At 61.9% G+C, this 18,730-nt stretch carries 24 protein-coding genes; 7 read left to right on the top strand and 17 right to left on the bottom strand.

Annotation, left to right across the window (positions count from 1 at the left end; all coding sequences use genetic code 11):
- Positions 1-128: 128 nt before the first annotated feature.
- Together NKF26_RS03015 and NKF26_RS03010 are read left to right on the top strand one after the other, a co-directional pair.
- On the top strand, positions 129-1,007 hold the full coding sequence (locus NKF26_RS03015; protein WP_253225273.1) for a homoserine kinase: 879 nt from the start codon (positions 129-131) through the stop codon (positions 1,005-1,007).
- 43 nt (positions 1,008-1,050) lie between these two features.
- Entirely contained in the window at positions 1,051-1,257 is a 207-nt protein-coding gene (locus NKF26_RS03010) for a hypothetical protein (protein WP_066141023.1), read from the top strand.
- A gap of 44 nt (positions 1,258-1,301) precedes the next feature.
- Here the strand turns inward: NKF26_RS03010 and NKF26_RS03005 are convergent, their stop codons facing one another.
- From NKF26_RS03005 to NKF26_RS02995, 3 genes are all read right to left on the bottom strand, one after another.
- Positions 1,302-2,189, bottom strand: a complete 888-nt coding sequence (locus tag NKF26_RS03005) for a Vms1/Ankzf1 family peptidyl-tRNA hydrolase (RefSeq protein WP_253225272.1) — start codon at positions 2,187-2,189, stop codon at positions 1,302-1,304.
- 50 nt (positions 2,190-2,239) lie between these two features.
- Positions 2,240-2,464, bottom strand: a complete 225-nt coding sequence (locus tag NKF26_RS03000) for a hypothetical protein (protein WP_253225271.1) — start codon at positions 2,462-2,464, stop codon at positions 2,240-2,242.
- A gap of 81 nt (positions 2,465-2,545) precedes the next feature.
- Positions 2,546-3,079, bottom strand: coding sequence for a DUF5815 family protein (locus NKF26_RS02995; RefSeq protein ID WP_066141015.1), 534 nt, complete (start codon positions 3,077-3,079; stop codon positions 2,546-2,548).
- A gap of 182 nt (positions 3,080-3,261) precedes the next feature.
- Between NKF26_RS02995 and NKF26_RS02990 the strand changes: the two genes are divergently transcribed.
- On the top strand, positions 3,262-3,501 hold the full coding sequence (locus tag NKF26_RS02990) for a hypothetical protein (protein ID WP_253225270.1): 240 nt from the start codon (positions 3,262-3,264) through the stop codon (positions 3,499-3,501).
- A gap of 21 nt (positions 3,502-3,522) precedes the next feature.
- On the opposite strand, the gene NKF26_RS02985 is transcribed toward NKF26_RS02990, so the two are convergent.
- From NKF26_RS02985 to NKF26_RS02970, 4 genes are all read right to left on the bottom strand, one after another.
- Entirely contained in the window at positions 3,523-3,936 is a 414-nt protein-coding gene (locus tag NKF26_RS02985; protein ID WP_369682123.1) for a hypothetical protein, read from the bottom strand.
- Between the two features lie 55 nt (positions 3,937-3,991).
- On the bottom strand, positions 3,992-4,249 hold the full coding sequence (locus tag NKF26_RS02980) for a hypothetical protein (RefSeq protein WP_253225268.1): 258 nt from the start codon (positions 4,247-4,249) through the stop codon (positions 3,992-3,994).
- Positions 4,250-4,324: 75 nt separating this feature from the next.
- The gene (locus NKF26_RS02975) at positions 4,325-4,534 is read right to left on the bottom strand and encodes a hypothetical protein (protein WP_066141004.1); all 210 of its coding nucleotides are present in this window, start codon (positions 4,532-4,534) and stop codon (positions 4,325-4,327) included.
- 156 nt (positions 4,535-4,690) lie between these two features.
- The gene (locus NKF26_RS02970) at positions 4,691-5,932 is read right to left on the bottom strand and encodes an NAD(P)/FAD-dependent oxidoreductase (protein WP_253225267.1); all 1,242 of its coding nucleotides are present in this window, start codon (positions 5,930-5,932) and stop codon (positions 4,691-4,693) included.
- 116 nt (positions 5,933-6,048) lie between these two features.
- On the opposite strand from NKF26_RS02970, the gene NKF26_RS02965 reads away from it, so the two are divergent.
- The gene (locus NKF26_RS02965; protein WP_253225266.1) at positions 6,049-6,633 is read left to right on the top strand and encodes a DUF6149 family protein; all 585 of its coding nucleotides are present in this window, start codon (positions 6,049-6,051) and stop codon (positions 6,631-6,633) included.
- Positions 6,634-6,639: 6 nt separating this feature from the next.
- On the opposite strand, the gene NKF26_RS02960 is transcribed toward NKF26_RS02965, so the two are convergent.
- The 4 genes from NKF26_RS02960 to NKF26_RS02945 form a co-directional block, all read right to left on the bottom strand.
- On the bottom strand, positions 6,640-7,077 hold the full coding sequence (locus tag NKF26_RS02960) for a universal stress protein (protein WP_253225265.1): 438 nt from the start codon (positions 7,075-7,077) through the stop codon (positions 6,640-6,642).
- 4 nt (positions 7,078-7,081) lie between these two features.
- Complete coding sequence (locus tag NKF26_RS02955) at positions 7,082-7,726, bottom strand: DUF5828 family protein (RefSeq protein ID WP_253225264.1); 645 nt, start codon at positions 7,724-7,726, stop codon at positions 7,082-7,084.
- Positions 7,727-7,831: 105 nt separating this feature from the next.
- The gene (locus NKF26_RS02950) at positions 7,832-9,001 is read right to left on the bottom strand and encodes an inorganic phosphate transporter (protein ID WP_253225263.1); all 1,170 of its coding nucleotides are present in this window, start codon (positions 8,999-9,001) and stop codon (positions 7,832-7,834) included.
- Positions 9,002-9,058: 57 nt separating this feature from the next.
- Positions 9,059-10,456, bottom strand: a complete 1,398-nt coding sequence (locus NKF26_RS02945) for an NAD(P)/FAD-dependent oxidoreductase (RefSeq protein ID WP_253225262.1) — start codon at positions 10,454-10,456, stop codon at positions 9,059-9,061.
- 442 nt (positions 10,457-10,898) lie between these two features.
- Here NKF26_RS02945 and NKF26_RS02940 point away from each other — a divergent pair, with 442 nt between their 5' ends.
- Complete coding sequence (locus tag NKF26_RS02940; protein ID WP_253225261.1) at positions 10,899-11,132, top strand: hypothetical protein; 234 nt, start codon at positions 10,899-10,901, stop codon at positions 11,130-11,132.
- Positions 11,133-11,173: 41 nt separating this feature from the next.
- Here NKF26_RS02940 and NKF26_RS02935 read toward each other — a convergent pair whose 3' ends face one another.
- From NKF26_RS02935 to NKF26_RS02925, 3 genes are read right to left on the bottom strand one after another with little or no spacing between them, the layout of a single operon-like run.
- Positions 11,174-11,350, bottom strand: coding sequence for a hypothetical protein (locus tag NKF26_RS02935; RefSeq protein ID WP_253233978.1), 177 nt, complete (start codon positions 11,348-11,350; stop codon positions 11,174-11,176).
- A gap of 48 nt (positions 11,351-11,398) precedes the next feature.
- Positions 11,399-12,337, bottom strand: a complete 939-nt coding sequence (gene mptA / locus NKF26_RS02930) for a GTP cyclohydrolase MptA (protein WP_253225259.1) — start codon at positions 12,335-12,337, stop codon at positions 11,399-11,401.
- A 48-nt stretch (positions 12,338-12,385) separates the two neighbouring features.
- On the bottom strand, positions 12,386-13,210 hold the full coding sequence (locus NKF26_RS02925; protein ID WP_253225258.1) for an NAD(+)/NADH kinase: 825 nt from the start codon (positions 13,208-13,210) through the stop codon (positions 12,386-12,388).
- A gap of 167 nt (positions 13,211-13,377) precedes the next feature.
- Between NKF26_RS02925 and NKF26_RS02920 the strand changes: the two genes are divergently transcribed.
- Positions 13,378-14,550 (top strand): KaiC domain-containing protein, encoded by a 1,173-nt coding sequence (locus tag NKF26_RS02920; protein WP_253233977.1) that lies wholly within the window; start codon positions 13,378-13,380, stop codon positions 14,548-14,550.
- A gap of 319 nt (positions 14,551-14,869) precedes the next feature.
- Here NKF26_RS02920 and NKF26_RS02915 read toward each other — a convergent pair whose 3' ends face one another.
- Entirely contained in the window at positions 14,870-15,211 is a 342-nt protein-coding gene (locus NKF26_RS02915; RefSeq protein WP_253233976.1) for a hypothetical protein, read from the bottom strand.
- A gap of 653 nt (positions 15,212-15,864) precedes the next feature.
- On the opposite strand from NKF26_RS02915, the gene NKF26_RS02910 reads away from it, so the two are divergent.
- A complete protein-coding gene (locus NKF26_RS02910) occupies positions 15,865-16,185 on the top strand; it encodes a hypothetical protein (protein ID WP_253233975.1) in 321 nt (106 codons plus the stop codon).
- Positions 16,186-16,262: 77 nt separating this feature from the next.
- Here the strand turns inward: NKF26_RS02910 and NKF26_RS02905 are convergent, their stop codons facing one another.
- Together NKF26_RS02905 and NKF26_RS02900 are read right to left on the bottom strand one after the other, a co-directional pair.
- Positions 16,263-16,685 (bottom strand): universal stress protein, encoded by a 423-nt coding sequence (locus NKF26_RS02905; RefSeq protein ID WP_253233974.1) that lies wholly within the window; start codon positions 16,683-16,685, stop codon positions 16,263-16,265.
- A 58-nt stretch (positions 16,686-16,743) separates the two neighbouring features.
- Positions 16,744-18,600, bottom strand: coding sequence for an ATP-binding protein (locus NKF26_RS02900; protein ID WP_253233973.1), 1,857 nt, complete (start codon positions 18,598-18,600; stop codon positions 16,744-16,746).
- Between the last annotated feature and the right edge of the window lie 130 nt (positions 18,601-18,730).

The raw sequence follows: 18,730 nt of genomic DNA, 5'->3' as shown, positions 1-18,730 counted from the left end.
CGTGGAAGCCGTCGCACCGAACGGGCATCATAAAACCTACCTATCTCGTTTCGATACACCCCCCGCCAGCGTCGGACAATTTTCGACCGGAGGCGAAGGTTTTTGTCCGTGCTTTCGATACGTGTTGCATGGTCACAGTGCGGGCACCGGCCACGAGTGCCAATCTCGGGTGTGGGTTCGATGTGTTCGGGTTGGCGTTGGAACGACCCGCGGATATCGTACGGGTCGAACGCGCCGAGGAGACGACGATAGAGGTAACGGGTGTCGGGCGACAGTACATCCCCGAGGAACCGGCGAAGAACACGGCGGGCGTCGTCGCCCAGGAACTCGGCGCGCCCGCACACATTCGAATCAACAAAGGGGTTCGACCCTCGTCGGGACTCGGGTCGTCGGCCGCCAGCGCTGCCGCCGCCGCCGTCGCGCTGAACGAACTCTACGACTGCGGTCTCACGCGAAAGGAACTCGTTCGCGTCGCGGCGGAGGGGGAAGCGGCCGTCTCGGGCGAAGCCCACGCGGACAACGTCGCTCCCTCGATTCTCGGTGGATTCACGATCGTTACCGAGGACGAAATCACGCAGGTGGACGCGTCGATACCGGTCGTCGCCTGCCTGCCGGAAACCGTCGTCTCGACGCGGGACGCGAGGCGTGTCGTCCCCCAATCGGTCGAAGTCGACGAACTCGTCAGTACCGTGGGCAACGCCGCGACGCTGACCGCCGGGATGTTCCGCGACGACCCGGAACTGGTCGGGAAGGGACTCGAAGACGGGTCGGTCACGGGGTCGCGGGCGGCGCTCATCGACGGGTTCGACGAGGTCCGAACCGCCGCACTCGACGCGGGTGCGACCGGCGTCGCCGTGAGCGGGGCCGGACCGAGCGTCCTCGCCGTCTGTCACGACGGGAAACGGAACGCCATCGCGAGCGCGATGCTCGACGCCTTCTACGACGAGGACGTCGAGGCCCGTGCGTATCCGACCGCGATCGGTGGTGGCGCGACGATAGAAGAATGAGCGGATCGTAACGACCACGAGGCTTCTCCGTGACGAGTTACCCATGACGAGCAGTGATCGCTGTCCCGATTGTGGCGTTTCGCTCGAACCGGTCAAATTCGGCATGAATGACGCGTGGAAACCGTACGTCAAGACGAGCGAACGCCGAGGCGGGCTTCTCGGCTCGCTCGGGATGAACGAGCGAAAGGAAGTCGAGACGGCGATGTGTCCGGAATGCGGCCGACTGCTGTTTCACGCGAAGTTGGACTAGATCCAGAATGGCCGAATCGGTTTGATCCGGAACGGCCGAATCGGTTAGATGCGAAACAGCCGCGTCGTCCAGAATTCGTAGAACGCGTCGTCCAGCGCCTCTTTCGGTTTTCCGGTCGCATCGACCGGTTTCGTTCGGTCGGCGACATCGCGGAACTCCGCGAGGAGCGTCCGCTGGCCGACGACGTACAGTCGGTCCGCGTCGTGGGAGTCGATTTCCTCCCGGCAGCGGTCGAGATGGTCGGCGATCTGTCCCTCCCGAATCCGCTCGAATCGCGCCTGCGAGAACCCGCCTTTCGAGTGGTCACCCTTCACGTCGCTTTCGAAGCCCGAAACGGACAGTCGCTCCCGGCCGTCGTACTCCGCGATGGCGAACAGGTCGGAGCGGACGAGCGCGAAGGTAAAGCGCCCCTCCGGGCGGAACCACGCCGAATCGAAATCGAACGAATCGCTCCACGAGGCGAACTCCTCCGGGGGATTCGGCGGGGAGAGCGCCGCGCTGACCAGTCCCGCGTCGTCGGTCAGCGCCAAACACGGCGCGGCACGGGCGACGAGCGGCGCGTGGTCGCCGAACGCGTCGCGGACCGTCTCCGACAGGTCGTCGGTCACCATCGCGGTCAGCACCCCTTCGGGTTCCGTCTCGATACGTTCGAGACGGGCCAGCACCTCGTCCAGTCGCTTCCCGTGAAGCGATTCGGTGCCTCGAAACTCCACTGACTCCTCGTCGTCCCCTAGCCGTTCGACCCTGTCTTCGAGTTCGACGATACGGCTTTCGAGACGATTGACCTGCTCCTCGGCGTTCTGACGCTCCGTCACGGCCTCGGAGCGGCGTTCCTCCTCGGCTTGTGCCCGTCGTTCGAGATGATGGTTCTCGTCTTCGAGTTCGTCGATTCGCTCTTTCAACTCGGCGCGCCCGAGCAACTCGTCCAGCATCGACTCGAAGCGCGTGTCCCGGGGTCTTGTAGTTTGGTATGTGGAAAAATCTAGAGTTCGTACCGGTACGGGGAGGAACGAATCACCCGTACGTCACCCGCCCGTGCTCGCCGTCCGAGGACGGTCGCGATTTCGTGTGTGCTCCCGAACTCCCCGCCGCTGTGGTCCGTTTCGTCGAGGAGTTCGAGAATCTCGCGCGCGGTGAGCGGTTCACCAGCGTCGTGCTCGGTAACGGCCTGCCGGATGGATTCGAACGTTTCTTCCCGAGCAGACATATGAGCAGGGTTGGCTGCCCACCACTTAAACCTCTGTCAGACAAGTGTCTGCTCGGCGAGGTCAGTTCGGCGGAACTATCCTCACGCGGGGCGGTCGTGTGGGCCGGAGAAGTCCCGTTCGGCTCGATACTGATCGACGAAGGTCGGCACGTCGAAGTTCAGCATGTCCGCTTCGAACTGGCTCATCGCCTCGTCGTCCTCGGCGTGGCTGATGGCGTGTTCCATCAGTTCGACGATGAGTTCGACGACGATTTCGTGAAGCCGTCGGGAGTCGAAGTCCGTCACCCAGACCATCGAATAGCCGAGGTCGGGGTTGTCGGCCACGTCCTCGCTGGCGACGTCCTCGGGGAACTCCTCCATGACGACGCCCATGATGTGAAGCGTGCCGAACTCGACGTTCTCGTCGGTCGTATCGATGGTTTCGCGGAGGATGTCCACGAGAAATTCGGGAACGAAGCGTGACGGCGGGTGCACGTCCATGACGACCGCGTGCGATTCGCCACAGTCACAGTCGTACTCGCGCATCCCCATGTCGAGTCGTCCGGTCGCTACCGTCTCGCCACAGGGGAGTTCGAGCGTCGCACCGTTCCCTCCCGGGACGCGCGGTTCTGCCATACCGGTCCGTTCGGTCCTGACGATTTTAAACGGCGTGATCGGATATCGCCGTGCGAGGATACGAACGAATTCCGACAGGTGTCGTCAGCGTAGGGATAGTTCTCAATAGCGCTCCCCACCGACCGTCCCCCCTCAATACCCCTCTTAGCGAGCTACTTATCCCCGGAAAAAAGAGGTGGCGTATGGCACAGGCCAGCGGGGTTCCCGACCGACTGCGCCCGATAGACGAACGAATCCTCCGATTGCTCGCGGCCGACGGAATACAGGTTCGACTCGACATCGAACGGCGACTCGCCCTGTCGAACTGCGTCACCGCGAGCCGCTGTCGCTCCCTCGCCGAGCGTAACCTCGTGCGAAACACGAACTGGTGTTGTTACGAGATCACCGAGCGGGGAAAACAGCGCCTGCGGGCGGAGTGCTGACGGGACGAAAATTCCGGGTGGCTATGGCCAATCGTCGCGCACGTCCTCTTCTTTCCCTTCGTCGTCCTCGTCGGCGTCGGACGCCAGGTCCCACTCGGCCGCCTCGGCGGCGTCTTCGACGTGCAGGAACTCCCAGTCGTGGTCCTCGGCGAGTTCACGGTCGTCGTCGGTCGTACCGACGAAGACGTGTCGGTCGGTGTCGAACTGCGATTTCACGCTGTCGAGGCTTTCGGCCCGTCCCTTCGGACCGGAGAAGAAATCCTGTCGGATGCGATTCTTTCGGGTGAAGTTCGTCACCACGTATGTCGGTTGGTCGGAGATGACGCCGACGTAGCGCGTCCAGCGCCGGGCGTCCTCGAAGACGGTGCCGGGGCTCGCAAGCTCTTTGAGCGCCGACAGTTCGAAGGCCAGCGTCATCTCACCGCTTCCGCTCATGCTCATGTCCCTACATGCCGTCCTGCCGGAGAAAACGGCTTCGGTTGTTGGTTCCTCACGCCACGTCGACCCGGAGGTAGTCGTTGAACACGATGACGGTGTCCTCGGTGAACTCCTCGGACACGTCGCTGGTCATCCGGACGACCTTCTCGTGACCGTCGAACTCCGCCAGGAACCCCTGAGCGGTGTCCGACAGTTCGTCGTAACTTCGCACCGGAACGCCCGCTGGCACGGTTTCGGTTCGGGTGACGATGAGCGCCGCCGGTTCTCCGGTCGATGAAGACCCCAGACTACTCGTGCTGTTCGATGCCATTGGTATATGTTATCAATTGTCGTAGTGGGTGTTAAAGCTTGCGGCTGAAAGGTGAACAAACGTGGAGAATAGAAGCTACGCGAGCAGGACGCGGAAATAGCCGGTGTATTTGACGAACTCGCCGTCGCTAAACTGGCGTGCCGTCTCCGGGTCGATGAGTCGTTCGCCACGCTCGACGACGTCGGGGAAGTGCCCCTTCGCACCGTAGTCGAGTTCGTCGTAGTGGCGGACGCGTGCGTCGTCAGGGACCGTTTCCACTGGTTCGAGAGCGATTTTGTATTTCACGAAGTCACCCGACCGATGTGGTCAGTGCTACCGATTGTCGTGGTGGAACTTAAACCTTCACGTCGAGACAATCGGGGCCGATTGTTGCGACGACCCGTCGCCGGGGCAGTCGCTCTCGAAACTACGACAAAAAAACCACCGCATCGCACGACGATCTTACTGTTCCTGTGGCTGTGCGAGCTTCTCGGGGTCGAACTGCTTTTCGAGGAGGACCTCCTTCTGGTCCGCACACTCGACTTCGTTGCGGATGAGGTCCTTGTACTTGCCCTGCGGGGCGAGGTCGCCGATCAGGACGCCGCCGACGAGTTTGCCGTCCTTGAACGAGAGACGCCGCCACTCGGTGTCGCTGTACTTCCGCTCGCACTCATCGTCGCCCAGCGTCGGGAACCCGAAGGAGAGGAACGGGAAGTCGAAGTGCGTGATGGAGTACGAGGAGACCCAGCGGAACTCCTCGGCTTCGTCGTCCGCGACCATGTTCTTGGCGGCGACGACACCCTGTTCCTTCGCGCTGCCCCACGATCCGTTCTGGGCGTACTCGTCCAGAATCGTGTCGTAGAACCGGGTGATGTCCCCTGCGGCGTAGATGTCGTCCACGCTCGTCTGCATGAACTGGTCGACGACGACGCCGTTGTCCGTCTCGACGCCGCTGCCCTGCAGGTACTCCGTGTTGAAGTTCAGACCGATGGCGACGCCGACGAAGTCGCTCTCGTACTCGTTGTCGTCCGCGTCGATGGTGGCGACGACGTTGCCGTCGTCGTCGGTCTTGAAGCCGTTGACGCCGCTTTCGAGGACGATATCGAGGCCCTTCTCTTCGAGCGCGTCGTGGATGATCTCCGCGCCGTCGAGGCTCAGACCGTAGCGCCACCAGCGGTTACCGCGCATGATGTACTTGGCGTCCACGTCCTGTGCGGCACAGATGGCGGCGAGGTCGATGCCGAGCAGTCCGGCACCGATGATGACACCGGTGTCCGCCGCTTCCGCGTGTTCGGCGATGCGTCGGGCGTCCTGGAACGTCCAGAAGTGGTGGATGCCGTCCGCGTCGCTGTTATCGACCGGAAGCTGTGTCGGCGTCCCGCCGGTGGCGACGAGCAGTTTGTCGTAGTCGTACGTTCCGCTCGCGTGCGTGTGGACCTCGTGTGCGTCCGGGTCGATGTCGGTGACGAACGTGTTCAGTTCGAGGTCGATGTCGCGCTCGTCGTACCAGTCGGGTTCGTGAATGGAGATCGGCGCTTCCGGAAGTTTTCCTTTGGCGAACTCCTTGATGAGAATGCGGTTGTACAGCGCTTCACCTTCGTCGGTGATGACTGCGATGTCAGCGTCTGGCTTCTCTTCACGGATGGTTTCGGCCGCGGAACTACCCGCGATACCATCCCCGATAATCACGTACGATTCGGTCATGTCTGAGACGTTCTTCGTCGGGATTAAAGTGGGTTGCTATCTGGAAGTCGGTATCAAACGACCACATAGAGGGGGTAGTCGGGACGTTGAAGACCTTCGCGTCCCAAGCCACGTGCATGAAAATCCACCAGAACGCGCGCCACTTCGCGTCGAAGAAGGCACTCGAACTGCCGGTCGTCAGGGACGTAACGAAGGCCGGATTGGTGAGAATGCACACCGGAATCTTCCTGGAGAAGGCCGACCCGGAGCACCGGGAAGAGCGGAAGGAACGCTTGGACGCGTTCTTCGATGCGACGATGGATTCGTACCTCGCCGCGCTACAAGCGGGCGCGCCGGAGGAGGAAGCCCGCGAAATCACGCACATCCAGTCCAACTTCGACTTCTACAATCACGGCTGGACGGAGATGATGGAATTCCCGAGCGACGAACTGGAGGAACATTACGAGCGCTACGAGACGTTCTTCTCGAACCACGACATCACCATCGCCGACCCGCTCGGCGACTTCGCGCCCGACGAGATACCGGAAGCGCCATCGACGCCCGAAAAACTGGACGATCCGGTCCACCCGCACGCGGAGGGTGGCTTCGCCGACGACGTGTACGTCGAAGGTGACGACGGCGAGATTCGTGTGGGCGGGTTCGACGAACCCGAGGACGTGGACATCTCGGACGCGGTCGGCGTGGACGAAGGCGAAGCCTGAGTCCGTTCAACTCTCGTCATTTCCCAATCGGATCACCAACACCGGCACGTCCGCGCGCCGGAGGACCGCCTCCGTGACGCTCCGTCGAAGCGGATAGCGGATACCGCCCCGCCCGTGCGTTCCCATCACGATGAGGTCGATACCCTGTTCGTCGGCGTACCGACGAATCGCTCGGTGTGGCTTCCCCTCGGCGATGGACCCTGCCGTCGTTCGGATTCCTTCTTCCTCCGCGCGATCGATCAGATCTTCGACCGTCCGTTTCGATTCCGTCTCGAACTCCTCGTACATCGCCTCGCGCTTTTCCCCGTCGTCAGCGTCGCCCGCATTGACTACGGACAGCGTGTAGAGCGCGGCGTCGTACGTTTTCGCGGCGTCGAGCGCGTACGGAATCGCGTTCGCCGCCGCGTCGCTGCCGTCGATGGGGACGAGAATTCGGTCGTACATGTCGTCACTCCACCGGGTCGATTCCCTCGGCGGCCTCGGCGGAATCGGTCCGCTTTTCGGTCTCGCCACGCCAGCGGTCGACGTCCTCGTACTCCTTCAGTCGGTCGCCGACGCGACCCTTGAGGTCGTCGTCGTTGATGTTCACCTCGAAGGTGTATTCGTTTCCGCTCCGACCGCGTTCGACGTTCGCGCTGACGAGTTCGTTGTCGAAGTACACCGGCGACACCTGCGTCATGACGTGTTTGTACACCGTTTCCTCGACGGTTCGAAGCGCCTTCCGCCCCACCGTATCGGCCGCACGCGTCGCATATTCGACGGTATCTTGCCCTTCATCGACCGCGTCGTCGATGTCGCCCTCGGCGAGTTCCGACACTGTGTCTCCGAGTTCCTCCCGTGCTGTCTTCACGTCCTCCGTCGGCGTCTTCCCTGCCTTTTCCCCCTCCCCGCGTGACGCGCTCGCTTGCTCCGCAGTCTTCTCTTTGACGTCCTCTCTCAGTCGCTCGTGTACTTTCGGCCGCCACTCGTTCCAGTCGTCGAAGGCACGACCCTCGACGGATTCCGCTTCGAGCGCCGTCGTGATTCTCTCGCCGTGTTCGACGATGGTCACCCAGTCCCCCGTCTCCTTGAAGCCAGCAACGCTCTCCTCCATATCGCGTGGTACGCTCGCAACGGATATCTAGATTTTTGACAAATACCCGGAGTCGCGGTGTTACGGTAACGGACTGCGGTGAATCGTTAGCATCACGAGACGTGACTAAATCAGTCCGACGCCGACGAACGCGCCGTAGGCCAACACGAACGAGAGGAGCAACGAGACGACCCACCCGAGGACGGTGTAGGACATCTTCTTCTTGCTGACGCGTCCGGCCCCCGCCGCGTAACCGCTCCCGATGATGGCACTGACGACGATTTCGTTGAACGAGACGGGTATGCCGAACAGCACCGCCGTCTGCGCGATGGCGAACGCCGGAATCAGCGCGGCGGTCGCCCGTCGCGGCCCGAGCGACGAGAAGTCCCGCGCGAGCGCCTTGATCATCCGCGGCGCACCCATCCACGCGCCGAGCATGACGCCGATACCGCCGAACAGCAGGACGACGGCGAGCGAGAGTCCGATGGGTATCGTCATCGGTGCGAGCGGCCCGACGGCGAGACCGACTTGGCTCCCGCCTGCCGAGAACGAGACGAGCGCGCCGATACCGAACAGCAGGTGTCGCTGTCCCGTCTTGACGTCGGTACGCACCTCGATCAGGAGTATCACGCCGAAGACGAGCGCGACGAACAGGGTCGCCGCGACGAGACCGGCGAGCGACGGAACGGGGAGGCTTTCGGCTGCCACCGCGGCGACCGACGCGCCGCCCGATTCCGGCGCGAGGAAGGTGAACGGCGAGTTGGCGAGGATGAGGCCGACGATGGCCCCGAACAGCGGAATCGAGTACTCGTCCGGTACGTCGTCACGCCGGATCAGGCGGGCGAGTCCGTACGCGATTCCGCCGCAGAAGACCGGCGTCAGCACCCACAGGAGCAGGATTTGCTGATACTTCGCGTACGCCGGTGCTCCGCCGAGTGCCAACCCGACGCCGATGACCGCACCGGTCGCGGTAAAGGCCGTCGCGAGCGGATAGCCCGCGAAGATTCCGATCGCGACGAGTCCGGCGGCGACGACGAGCGCGATGACGGCCGCTACCGGCGAGAGCGTCACGCCGTTGATGAGTCCGGCGGAAATCGCTTCCGTGACGTTCTGTCCCTGAACCACCGCGCCCAGAATCCCGAACAGACCGGTGAAGAAGGCCGCTCGCATGACCGTCATCCGACGAGCGCCGACGCCGGGCGCGTACGGCGTCCACCCCGCGCCGACCGTCCACGCCATGAAGAAACTCGCCACTGCGCCGATACCGACGATTCCCAACTGCCCCACCCCAACCATGATGCATAATGGAAGCGACGAGCGGGCAAAACCCTGCGCGTGGCGTATTCGAGGTGGTTATGAGGACTGCTGGTAGTCGTTCGGATCGACGACGACTTTCTGGCCCGCGATTCTGTCCGCACATTCGTAGCCCGCGACGATGCCGCCGTTCAGGCTACGCTCGGGGTACTGGGCCTTGCTCGCCATTCCGGCGTAGTAGATGCCGTCCGCGATGTCGTCTCCGAGGTCGTACGGGACGACCATGTCGAGATAGCCGCGTTCGTACACCGGCGCGGCGCGCGCGTTGCGGGCGAGGCGGAACTCGGACACCGACGAGCGGTCCCAGTCGGGGAACATCTCCTCGATGTGACCCAGCCACAGGTCCTCGACTTCCTCGTCGTTCATCCCCCACAACTCCTCCTCGTAGTCCTGAATGTAGCTGGCGACGTACAGCAGGTGGTCGCCGCCGTAGCGCTCCGGCGGGATGTAGTTGGTGTGCTCGATGAGCGCGCCGAAGGGCGCGTCGTGTCCGATGTTGAGCCAGTAGGTGTCGGTCAGCGGTTCGTCCATCGTCACGAGCGCACAGACCGCCCCTTGGAAGTCGATGGTGCACTCGTATCCCGTCAACTCTTCGAGGACGTTCGGCATCGCGGCGACGACGACGTCGTCCACGTCGTGCGTCTCGGTCGCGGTGTCGCCATCCGAACTTCCGCCGTCCGCGGCGGCGACTTCCGCGCTCCCCGCCGGTTTCGTCGTGAGCGACGTGACCTGCCCGTCCTCGCTGTCGAGGTCGGTGACGTACACGCCGGTCGTGATGTTCTCCCTGCCGACCTCCTCGACAAGCCCGTCGATGAGACGGCCGAACCCACCGCGGAGGTAGCCCAGCGGTTCGCCGCGCAGGAGGTCGCGCTCGCCGCGGAACTTGATGCGTCCGAGGAGCCACGCCGCGCTCACGTCCTCCTTTCTGCTGCCGAACTTCGCGTCCAGAAGCGGCCCGAAGAAGTTCTCGTAGACGCCGCGCGAGGTGTGCTCGATGAGGAACTGGTCTATCGGCACGTCTTCGTAATCCTCCAGTCGTTCGTAGGAATCGAACTTCGGAATCCCGCCCCGGATGTCGATTTCCTGCGTGAGGAGCGCCAACCGGAACTTGTCGTAGGCGCTCATGTGCGGGTAAGCGAGGATTTCCCACGGCTTGTCGAGCGGGTGGACGACCCCATCGACGTAGTAGGCGTTCTTCCCGATGGGCCACTCCAAGTCGTCGTCCAATCCGAGTTCACCCATGAGGTCGATGATGGTCTCCTCCGAGGCGGAGAGGTGGTGGTAGAACTTCTCGATGCGGTCCCCGTTCGTCTCGTAGGTCGCGGCGAGTCCACCGAGGTCGTCGCTCGCTTCGAATACCTGCACGTCGTAGCCGTGCTGTTGGAGGCGGTAGGCGGCGGCCAATCCGGCGATTCCCCCACCAACGATACCTATCATAGTCCGTCGATTCGTCCCCCCGTGGAATACGTGTTACGACCCAGCAATCGGACAGGTTCGAACGAAAAGTGGTTTCGAAAACCACGCTCGCTACGATGAGTTAGAATAGATTTCGATCGGTTTGCGACTGCAGCAACTGTGAGAAAGACCTCGAAAGCCCCCGCCCGCTCGCTCTGAGACGAATTTGAAGGTTTTGCGACTGCAGCGACTACGAAGAAGGCCCAGAAAGCCCCCCGACCGCGAACGGACGGGGGCTTTCGAGGAGGTATACTTCTCAGCAACTGTGATCGCAAAACCATCATACACGAATCGTAGCGAACGGACAGGGGCTTTCAGGGCCTTCTTCATCGCTCCAAAGTTGGAATCGTTTCCTATCAAACGGCCACGAAAAATCAGACCGGATACAGAACGTATTTGTTACTGACGAATCGAGTATCACATGATGTCCTCCGATACGTCCCCATCCCGGTCCCGCCGCCTCTTCGGTCCCGTTCACGTCCTTCCGAGGTCTCTCTCCCGGCAACTGTTCGGTCTCCTCCTCGCGTTCATCGCGGTCGAAATCATCGACTGGGCCATCGACCCGCACACCGTCCCCGCCTCGGCCGTCCTCTACGGTGCCATCGGCCTGTTCATCCTCGGTAACGGGCTATACGTCGGCGGCGTTCGGATTCGATAGCGAGCACACGTTTTCCGCGGGAAACCGATGCGGATCGTGGATCACTCCGAGAATTCGTTCGAAACGCTGTTCGTGAGGCCCAACAGGCCGATCAGCAACCCGAGAATCAGTATCCAGTATCCAGCGTTCGGGTCGAACGCCATCCCGTTGCCGACGGAGAGAAATCCACTGAAAAGGACGACCAGAATTCCAAACGGAATCACGTCTCGACCGATCATGCTCGGTCGATGTCCACGAAATAATAGAAAATAAACTGTTTCGCCGACTTATTCGCGGTCCGATTCGGCGACTTCCTCGCGCAGGGTTCCCACCTCGGCCACGCGCTCGGCGTGGGCGTTGTGCTGGTGGATGGACTCGTCGTTGCTCTGTTTCATCGTCACGACGGCGTCGTCCGGCAGGTCGGGGAAGCTATCGACCACGCCGTGGGCCATGTCGCGCACGCAGTCCTCGACGAACTTCGCGTCGGCGTGGGCCTGAAACGTCATGTGATCCTCGTCGGGGCGCTTTGCGAGGTTGTAAATCCGCGCGCTCATCGAATCGCGCGCGACCTCGATGAGTTCGTGGAGGTCCACCTCGGGCGCGCCCGCGCTCTCGACGGTGAGCGTGGCGTGGCCGCGCTGGGAGTGACCCGCCTGCGGAATCTCGCGCAGGAACTCCTTGACTTCGCGCTCGCCGACGCCGAGGTCGAGCAGTTTCTCCTCCGCACGGCCGGACATCATGCCCTGCGAGCAGGGGCAGACGGTCATGCCCGTGACGCGCGCGCCGATCTCTTCCGTGGTCTCCTCCTCGGTCGCCGTCGCGCTGGCGATGACGTCCACCATGGCTTGGGTGGGCCGCTCGCTCTCGGGGGTCCTGTCGCGCACCATGAACTCAGCTTCCATGCTGACTTCGGCCTTCGAGGTGTAGTCGTGCTTTTCGAGCAGTCGTTCTGCGGCGTCGCCGCACACGTCTTCGAGGCGGTAGGTCGGCTCCTCGACGGCGTCTTCGAGGACTTCGTCCACGACCTCCATGTTTCGGCTCATGTCCGCGCCCTTGCGCCAACTCGGGAGGTCCACCAGCACGTCGAATTCGGCGGTGAGAACGTACGGTCGTTTGTCCGGTCGGGCGACCTCGACCAGTTTCTCGACTCCGGTTACTCCCACTCGGTTCAACCCGACGGTCACGTCAGGCTCAGTCGCCTGTACGTCGGGAAGTTGCCCTTTCATTGTGGTTTCCTTACGGGAGGCAGAATTAGAGGCTTCCGCTTCCGGCAGCTAGTCGAGCTTTCCGAGCGCTTCGAAGAACGTCGGAGACGGACCGGCGATTCTGGCCGGTTCGGAGGACGCGGAGACGGTGATCGTCTCCGGAAGGTCGATGCGGGCCTGTTTCCCGTCGCTTCCGACGACCGCGGAGGGTGCATTCGTCACGCGGATCTCCACGTCGTGATTCGGCTCGAACACCAGCGGCGGCATCGGGTGCGATGCGCACATCTCGGTGAGGATGAGACCGTTCACGCTCGGGTGGACCAACGGCCCACCCTCGCTGAGGTTGTACGCCGTGCTCCCGGTCGGCGTCGAAACCAATATGCCGTCGGCGTGGCCGCTGCCGTACTCCACATCGTCGACGTGGATCTCGTAGTCGATCCCCTGTCCGTGACCACGCTGTGCGCCCTGCACGACGATTTCGTTCAATGCGGGATGGACCGACCAGTCGCCCTCGCCGGTCGCTTCCAGCCGTGGTACTTCGCGCGACGGAATCTCTCCCGAGTCCAGATATTCGCTGACGACCTCGCGGACTTCACGAACGGCGTCTTCCGGGGCGACGGCGTTCAGAAATCCGACTTCGCCGAGGTTCACACCGAGTATCGGCGTCCCACCCGCACCGCTCGCGGAGAAGAGAAACGTGCCGTCGCCGCCGATGCTGACGACGAGATCGTTTTCCGCCATTCGGCTCACATCGACGCCGTCGATACCCAAGTGCTCGGCAGTTGCCGTGTCGAGGTGAACCGTCACGGTATCGTCTCGGAGTGTCTCACGTAGTTTCCCCGCAAGTGTCGCGGCCCGCTCGTTTCCTCGCTGCGCGACGATGCCGACGTTCATCACGCCCTCGTTCTCCCTCGGTGCTCAAAAAGCCGCCGACACGAACATTAATTTACGCAGAGTGCCAGTGACAGGACGATGATAGCTGTCGCTCGGATACGGACGCGGACGACCGAACCACCGCGCCACGGGCCACGTCAAACCACGAACGGCCAGGAGGAAGCGGCGTGAGCGACGACGATTGGTTCGAGACCGCACTCCGAGATGGGGAGGCGGACGATGCGGATGAAGTGGAAGTGGATGAGGCAAACGCGGACGAGACGAACGCGGATGAAGAGGACGCGGACGACCCCGACAAATCGGACGGCGATATCGAACCGGAAACGGGAGCGGTGACTGACTCGACGGACGGCGACCCCGACCCGGTCCCGGAAACGTCGCCGGAGGCGGAGTCCGACGATAAACCGCTGTTCGACGACGACTTCGCCAGCGCGTTCGCATCAGCCCCCAACATGGGCGGAACCGAACCGGACTTCGACGACGATGGCAACTTCGGCGGCGACGCCGGTGCCGATGGGTTCGACGCCAGTGGATTCGACGCAGGCGGGTTCGGTGGCGGCAGTGACTTCGATGGCGGTAGCGGCGGATTCGGCGGCGGCCCGTCCAGTACCAACTTCGACGACGAGGAGTTCGAGTCAGCGATTCCACGCATCGACATCGGGATCGACGGTCTCGATAGGATGATCCAGGGCGGCGTCCCCCAGCACACCCTGATGGTCGCAATCGGCAACGCGGGGACCGGAAAAACCACGTTCGGGCTTCAGTTCCTGAACCACGCCCTCGAACGCGGCGAGAAGGCCGTCTACGTCACGCTGGAGGAAAGCCACCAACGAATCGTGGACAGCGCGACCGAGAAAGGCTGGCCCTACGACGAGTACGTCGAAGACGGAAAACTCGCGGTCGTGGACTTGGACCCCATCGAGATGGCCAACTCGCTGTCGAGCATCCGCAGCGAACTACCGGGACTCGTCCGCGATTTCGGTGCCACGCGCCTCGTCCTCGACTCCGTCTCGCTCCTCGAAATGATGTACGAGGAACAGGCCACCCGCCGCAACGAAATCTACGACTTCACCCGCAGTCTCAAGGAAGCGGGCGTCACCACCATGCTCACGAGCGAGGCCAGCGACGACAACCCCTACGCCTCACGCCACGGCATCATCGAGTACCTCACCGACGCCGTGTTCGTCCTCCGCTACGTCCGAAGCGAGGACGAATTCATCGAAACCCGACTCGCCATCGAAATCCAAAAGATCCGCGACGCCAACCACTCCCGCGACATCAAACCCTACGACATCACGGACGAGGGAATCAGCGTGTACCAGCAGGCCAATCTCTTCTAAACGACCTTTTGCTGTGGTCGCTGTCAGGGATGCCGACGGGTGCCGTCGGCATCCCTGATGGCTCCCTGGCAAAATGTCGATCAAAAGCGCTCCTCCCTCACTTCGCTCCGGAAGACGCAATGCGTCTTCCGTGCCCTCGTTCGTTTCACTCACGAGGACTTCGCTCCGTTCAGTCGTCGGCCCGGAAAATCGGAGATTTTCCGGCGGAATTGCTAGCGACTAGTGGTTGTGTCGTAGGCCGTCTCTGTCGGTTGTGAAAACTCCAATTCTCTTTAAAACACCCTGGAGCGTGCGGAAGTGGAGAGAACCAAGTAGAATCTCAGATGACGACGATGATAGTCCCAACGAAGCTCCAGAAGACGATTCCGAGGAGGTAAAACGTGAGAATCGCTCGATTGTTCGTGGGGAGTGAGGACCCGATATGGACCTGGGATGGTGCGGCGTCCATTTCTGTATAGTCTTCTCCACCACCACCATCGCCATCCATCTGCATGGTCGGACCGCTTCCGGTCCGTGCATGGAGAAGGGAGAACACGAACAGGGACACGATTAGCAGTAGGACGATGGCTCGGCCCAAGAAATACGCGAGCGGAACGACCGTCACACCCGCTGCAACGACGGTGTACGCGAGGAGAGCAGAGGCGAGTGTATTTCGTTCCATATCCCACGGTAGTGAGTTGTGGTTATGAGTTTTCTGAAAAGAACCGAAATCCCGACTCCCTTGAAACCCGTAGACCGTGACAGAGAGAGCGTGCTGAATACTGGTGCGAATCCCACATCACTGACTGGGAGTTCGTGGTGCAAATTACGCAGGTCTATTTCGACTTTACAGAAGAGATTTACCGGGTCTCGCGTTCATATCTGATATGTATTCAACACGTCTCTTACAGGCAATCGGTACTCTTGGTATCGTTAGCGGTGGTATCCTGATTTGGTATGGATTCCAGCGGCAGATGTGTTCGATGGTAGGCGGTCCCGGGGATCACTGCTCACCAAATATCGTCTATTTACTCCCCGGAATTCTCATCGCTTTCGTTGGAATCGGTCTTCTGATATTTCTGCACCGACGTAATCCGGCCGATTCAACGGAAACGGGCGTGTGAAAGATACGCGCACCAGATTCGGAACGTCCGTATTGGTTGTCAGAATCAGTATGGTTACGAGGGACCGAAATCCCGTCCGGCGGTCGTGCCACTGGCCGTTTCTGGCGGTTGTGCAGATTCCGTCGCTGACGGTCATCTCAGTGGCCAACGAGACCAACCGATTCAGTCGAGCGTGAGCATACGTTATTAGGGAATAAATTGATTATCGAATATGAACTTCGAGAGAGATCGTGAGTATCCGGTTATCGGAAAGACGATATTCAGCGACCCCGCTGGGGGCCTCTACGGGTGGTCGTTTTTTGCGTTCAGCGTGTTGCTCGCGGGGTACGCTCTCGTCGTCCGGGGAGCCAAAGTCGGTATCCTCGCGGGTGGGGGACTGCTCCTTCTCTCGGTGCCGAACGTCCTGCCGGAGCGGTACTATCGCACTGCAGTCGTCCTCCGCGTCATTGCTTTGCTGTACTACGTTGCTCTGTGGATGATGATTCTGGTTTATTTCCCCAATGTACTCTCCTTCTTCGAAGGGAACTGGTGATAATGAAAGCGTCTCGGCTGGCAACCCGTGTTTCACAGCCACTATCTTCTGCACGACATCTGGTGAGTTCTGCCGAATTACCGAACGACGGTCACGGGAACCGGCGAGCGTCGGACGACCGTTTCCGCGACGCTTCCGAGAAGGATTCGGGAGACGCCCGAACGGCCGTGACTGCCCATCACGACGTGGTCGAAGTCCTCGGCGGCAGTGACGATGGTTTGGGCGGGTTGCCCGACGTCGGTTATCGTCGAGACCGTGGTTCCGTACTCGTCGGCCTTCTCCTGTGCCTCCGCGAACAACTCCTCCGCGTTCTCCTTCGAGTCCTCGTACCACTCCTCGGAGTAACCGGGCATTCCGACCGTCGACGTGTAGCCGACATCGATGGGGTCGATGACGTTGATGACGGTGACCTCCGCGTCCGGGAATTCCTCGAACGTGTACGACAGTGCCTTCGTCGCGTGCTCCGAACCGTCTATCGGAATGAGTATTTTCTCTACCATGGTTGGAGATACACATCGCCATCACATAGCGTTTTATCCAATTCTCCTCTCGTGAGACTCAATCCCTGCCGTGGCGGGTGACGCACTTCGGCAGGCCGGTGATTTCGACGGGTTCGGAGTTGTCCGGCGAGTAGACGACCATCTGTCCCTTCTCCATGTACGGCACCTTCTTCTCCAGCGTGGTCGGGATGTTCACGCTCTTGATGGCGTCCTCGTCGCCGAGGTTCAGGACGACGGTCGTGTTGATTTGCTTGAACACGGGTTCCGCGATGTCCTGTGGGTCCTGCGTGATGAGGAACAACCCGAGTCGTTCCTTGCGGCCCTGCTTGGCCGCGTCGGTGAACTTGCCGATGACCTGCCGAGCCTGCACGCTGTCGGCGTTCGAGAGGAAGTTGTGCGCCTCGTCCATCCCGACGAGGAGCGGGGTCTCCTTGATGGTCGGGTAGTTCGGCGCGTTCGAGAGCTTCTCGTCGATGAGCAGGCTCGACACGGCGAGGACGACCATCTCCTTCGCCCGACTCGACGGCAGGTGGTAGGTCGGCACGACCGACAGCCGCCCCGAGCGAACGAACTGCGGGACGAGGTCGGTGATGGGGTCCGCCGCTTGATCGAACACGCTGCTCGGAACGGAGAGCGCACGACGTTTGACGGCGTCGAACGTGGCCTCGTGTACCCGCCCGCTCTCGTCCAGTTCCTCGCGGAGCGCCGGGTCGTCGAGGAAACTCAGGAACTCGTTGTAGGTTCCGCCGTCGCCGTGGTTTCGGAAGAATCGGTTCAGCAGGTGTGTCAGCGCGCCGTACTGGTTGTCGTTGAGGCTCGCGCCCGCGACGAGCCACTGGTTGCCCCGCACCATCGAGAACGGAATCGTGAACTCGACCTGCTCGGCGTCGTGGTGGCTCGCGGCGTACGTCTCGCCACCGACTTTCGGGACGAACGCCACCGTCTCGTCGTGGCCGCCGTGGGTGACGCCCTCGCGCTCCCACGCGCGTTCGTCTTCGGTCGTCACGTCCGGGTTGTCGTCGTGCATCTGGGCGTACTCGTCCTGCGGGTCGAACTGCACGACCGCCATCCGGGCGTTTCGCCCGTCGTCCATCGGATACGTCCGTTCCTCGGCGAGGTACTGCCGGAGGATGTTCTTCGCGCCGTGGGTCTTCCCCGACCCGGTGCCGCCCGCCACGAGCGAGTGCCGGAAGACGAGCGGGTCGCCCGAGTCGTAATCGTCCTTCACGCGGTAGTCGATGGTCGGCGGTTGGGCGGCCGTCCGAACCTTTTCGCCCCCGACCGAGAGGTGGCCCAGAAAGACGCCGTTCTCGGGAATCTTCAATCCCGTCTTGATCTCTCCCTTGTCGCTGGCCTGTCGAACCACCGTCTCGGGTTTCGGCACGCGGTCGGTCATCCGCCGCTTCAGGTCGTCGCCGTCCGCGAAGAGCACCGCGATGGGCTCCAACGTCGCCATGAACTTGTAATCCGTCTCGTCTATCGACCCGTTGCGCATCGCACGCCGGGCGTGAATCTCGGTGGCGTCGTCGCTGTGGAACTCCTGTGCGTATTCGAGCGTCGTGATGCGACAGAACAGCTTTTCGCCGTCCGGGTAGGGGACGAGCAGGTACTTCCCGATCCGCACGTCGCCCCGGTTCGGCGCGGTGATGTACGCCCGTAGGCAGGTATCGTCGCTCTCCTCGCCGATGGAGAGTCCCTCGGAGACGGCGAGACTGCCGATACCGTAATCGTCGCCGACCGGGGCGAGGTCCATCCGATCGAAGCCGTCGTTCCGCCCTGCATCCGTCGTTCCCTCGCGTCCCGTGCTTCCCTCGTCACCGTTTTCGGCAGTCTCCCCGTCCGTTTCCGCCGATTCCGACGCCGACGAGTCGCCGGAATCGCTCCCGAAATCCGAGAAGTCGCCCAAATCGCTCATGGACCTGCCATCTCGTGCGTGATTGAAACGTGTTTCGCACGGGTGGCGGTCGGCGCGGATGGTAATGTGTCATCGCACCCTCCGTCACGACCACCACCGTGTCATTCCACACCCCGTTTCCCACTTCCCT

It is taken from the genome of Haladaptatus sp. AB618 (assembly GCF_024136965.1).
In the GTDB taxonomy this organism is placed as follows: Archaea; Halobacteriota; Halobacteria; order Halobacteriales; family Haladaptataceae; genus Haladaptatus.
Note: the sequence above shows the minus strand (reverse complement) of the source record. Positions and strands in the feature narration are given on the sequence as shown.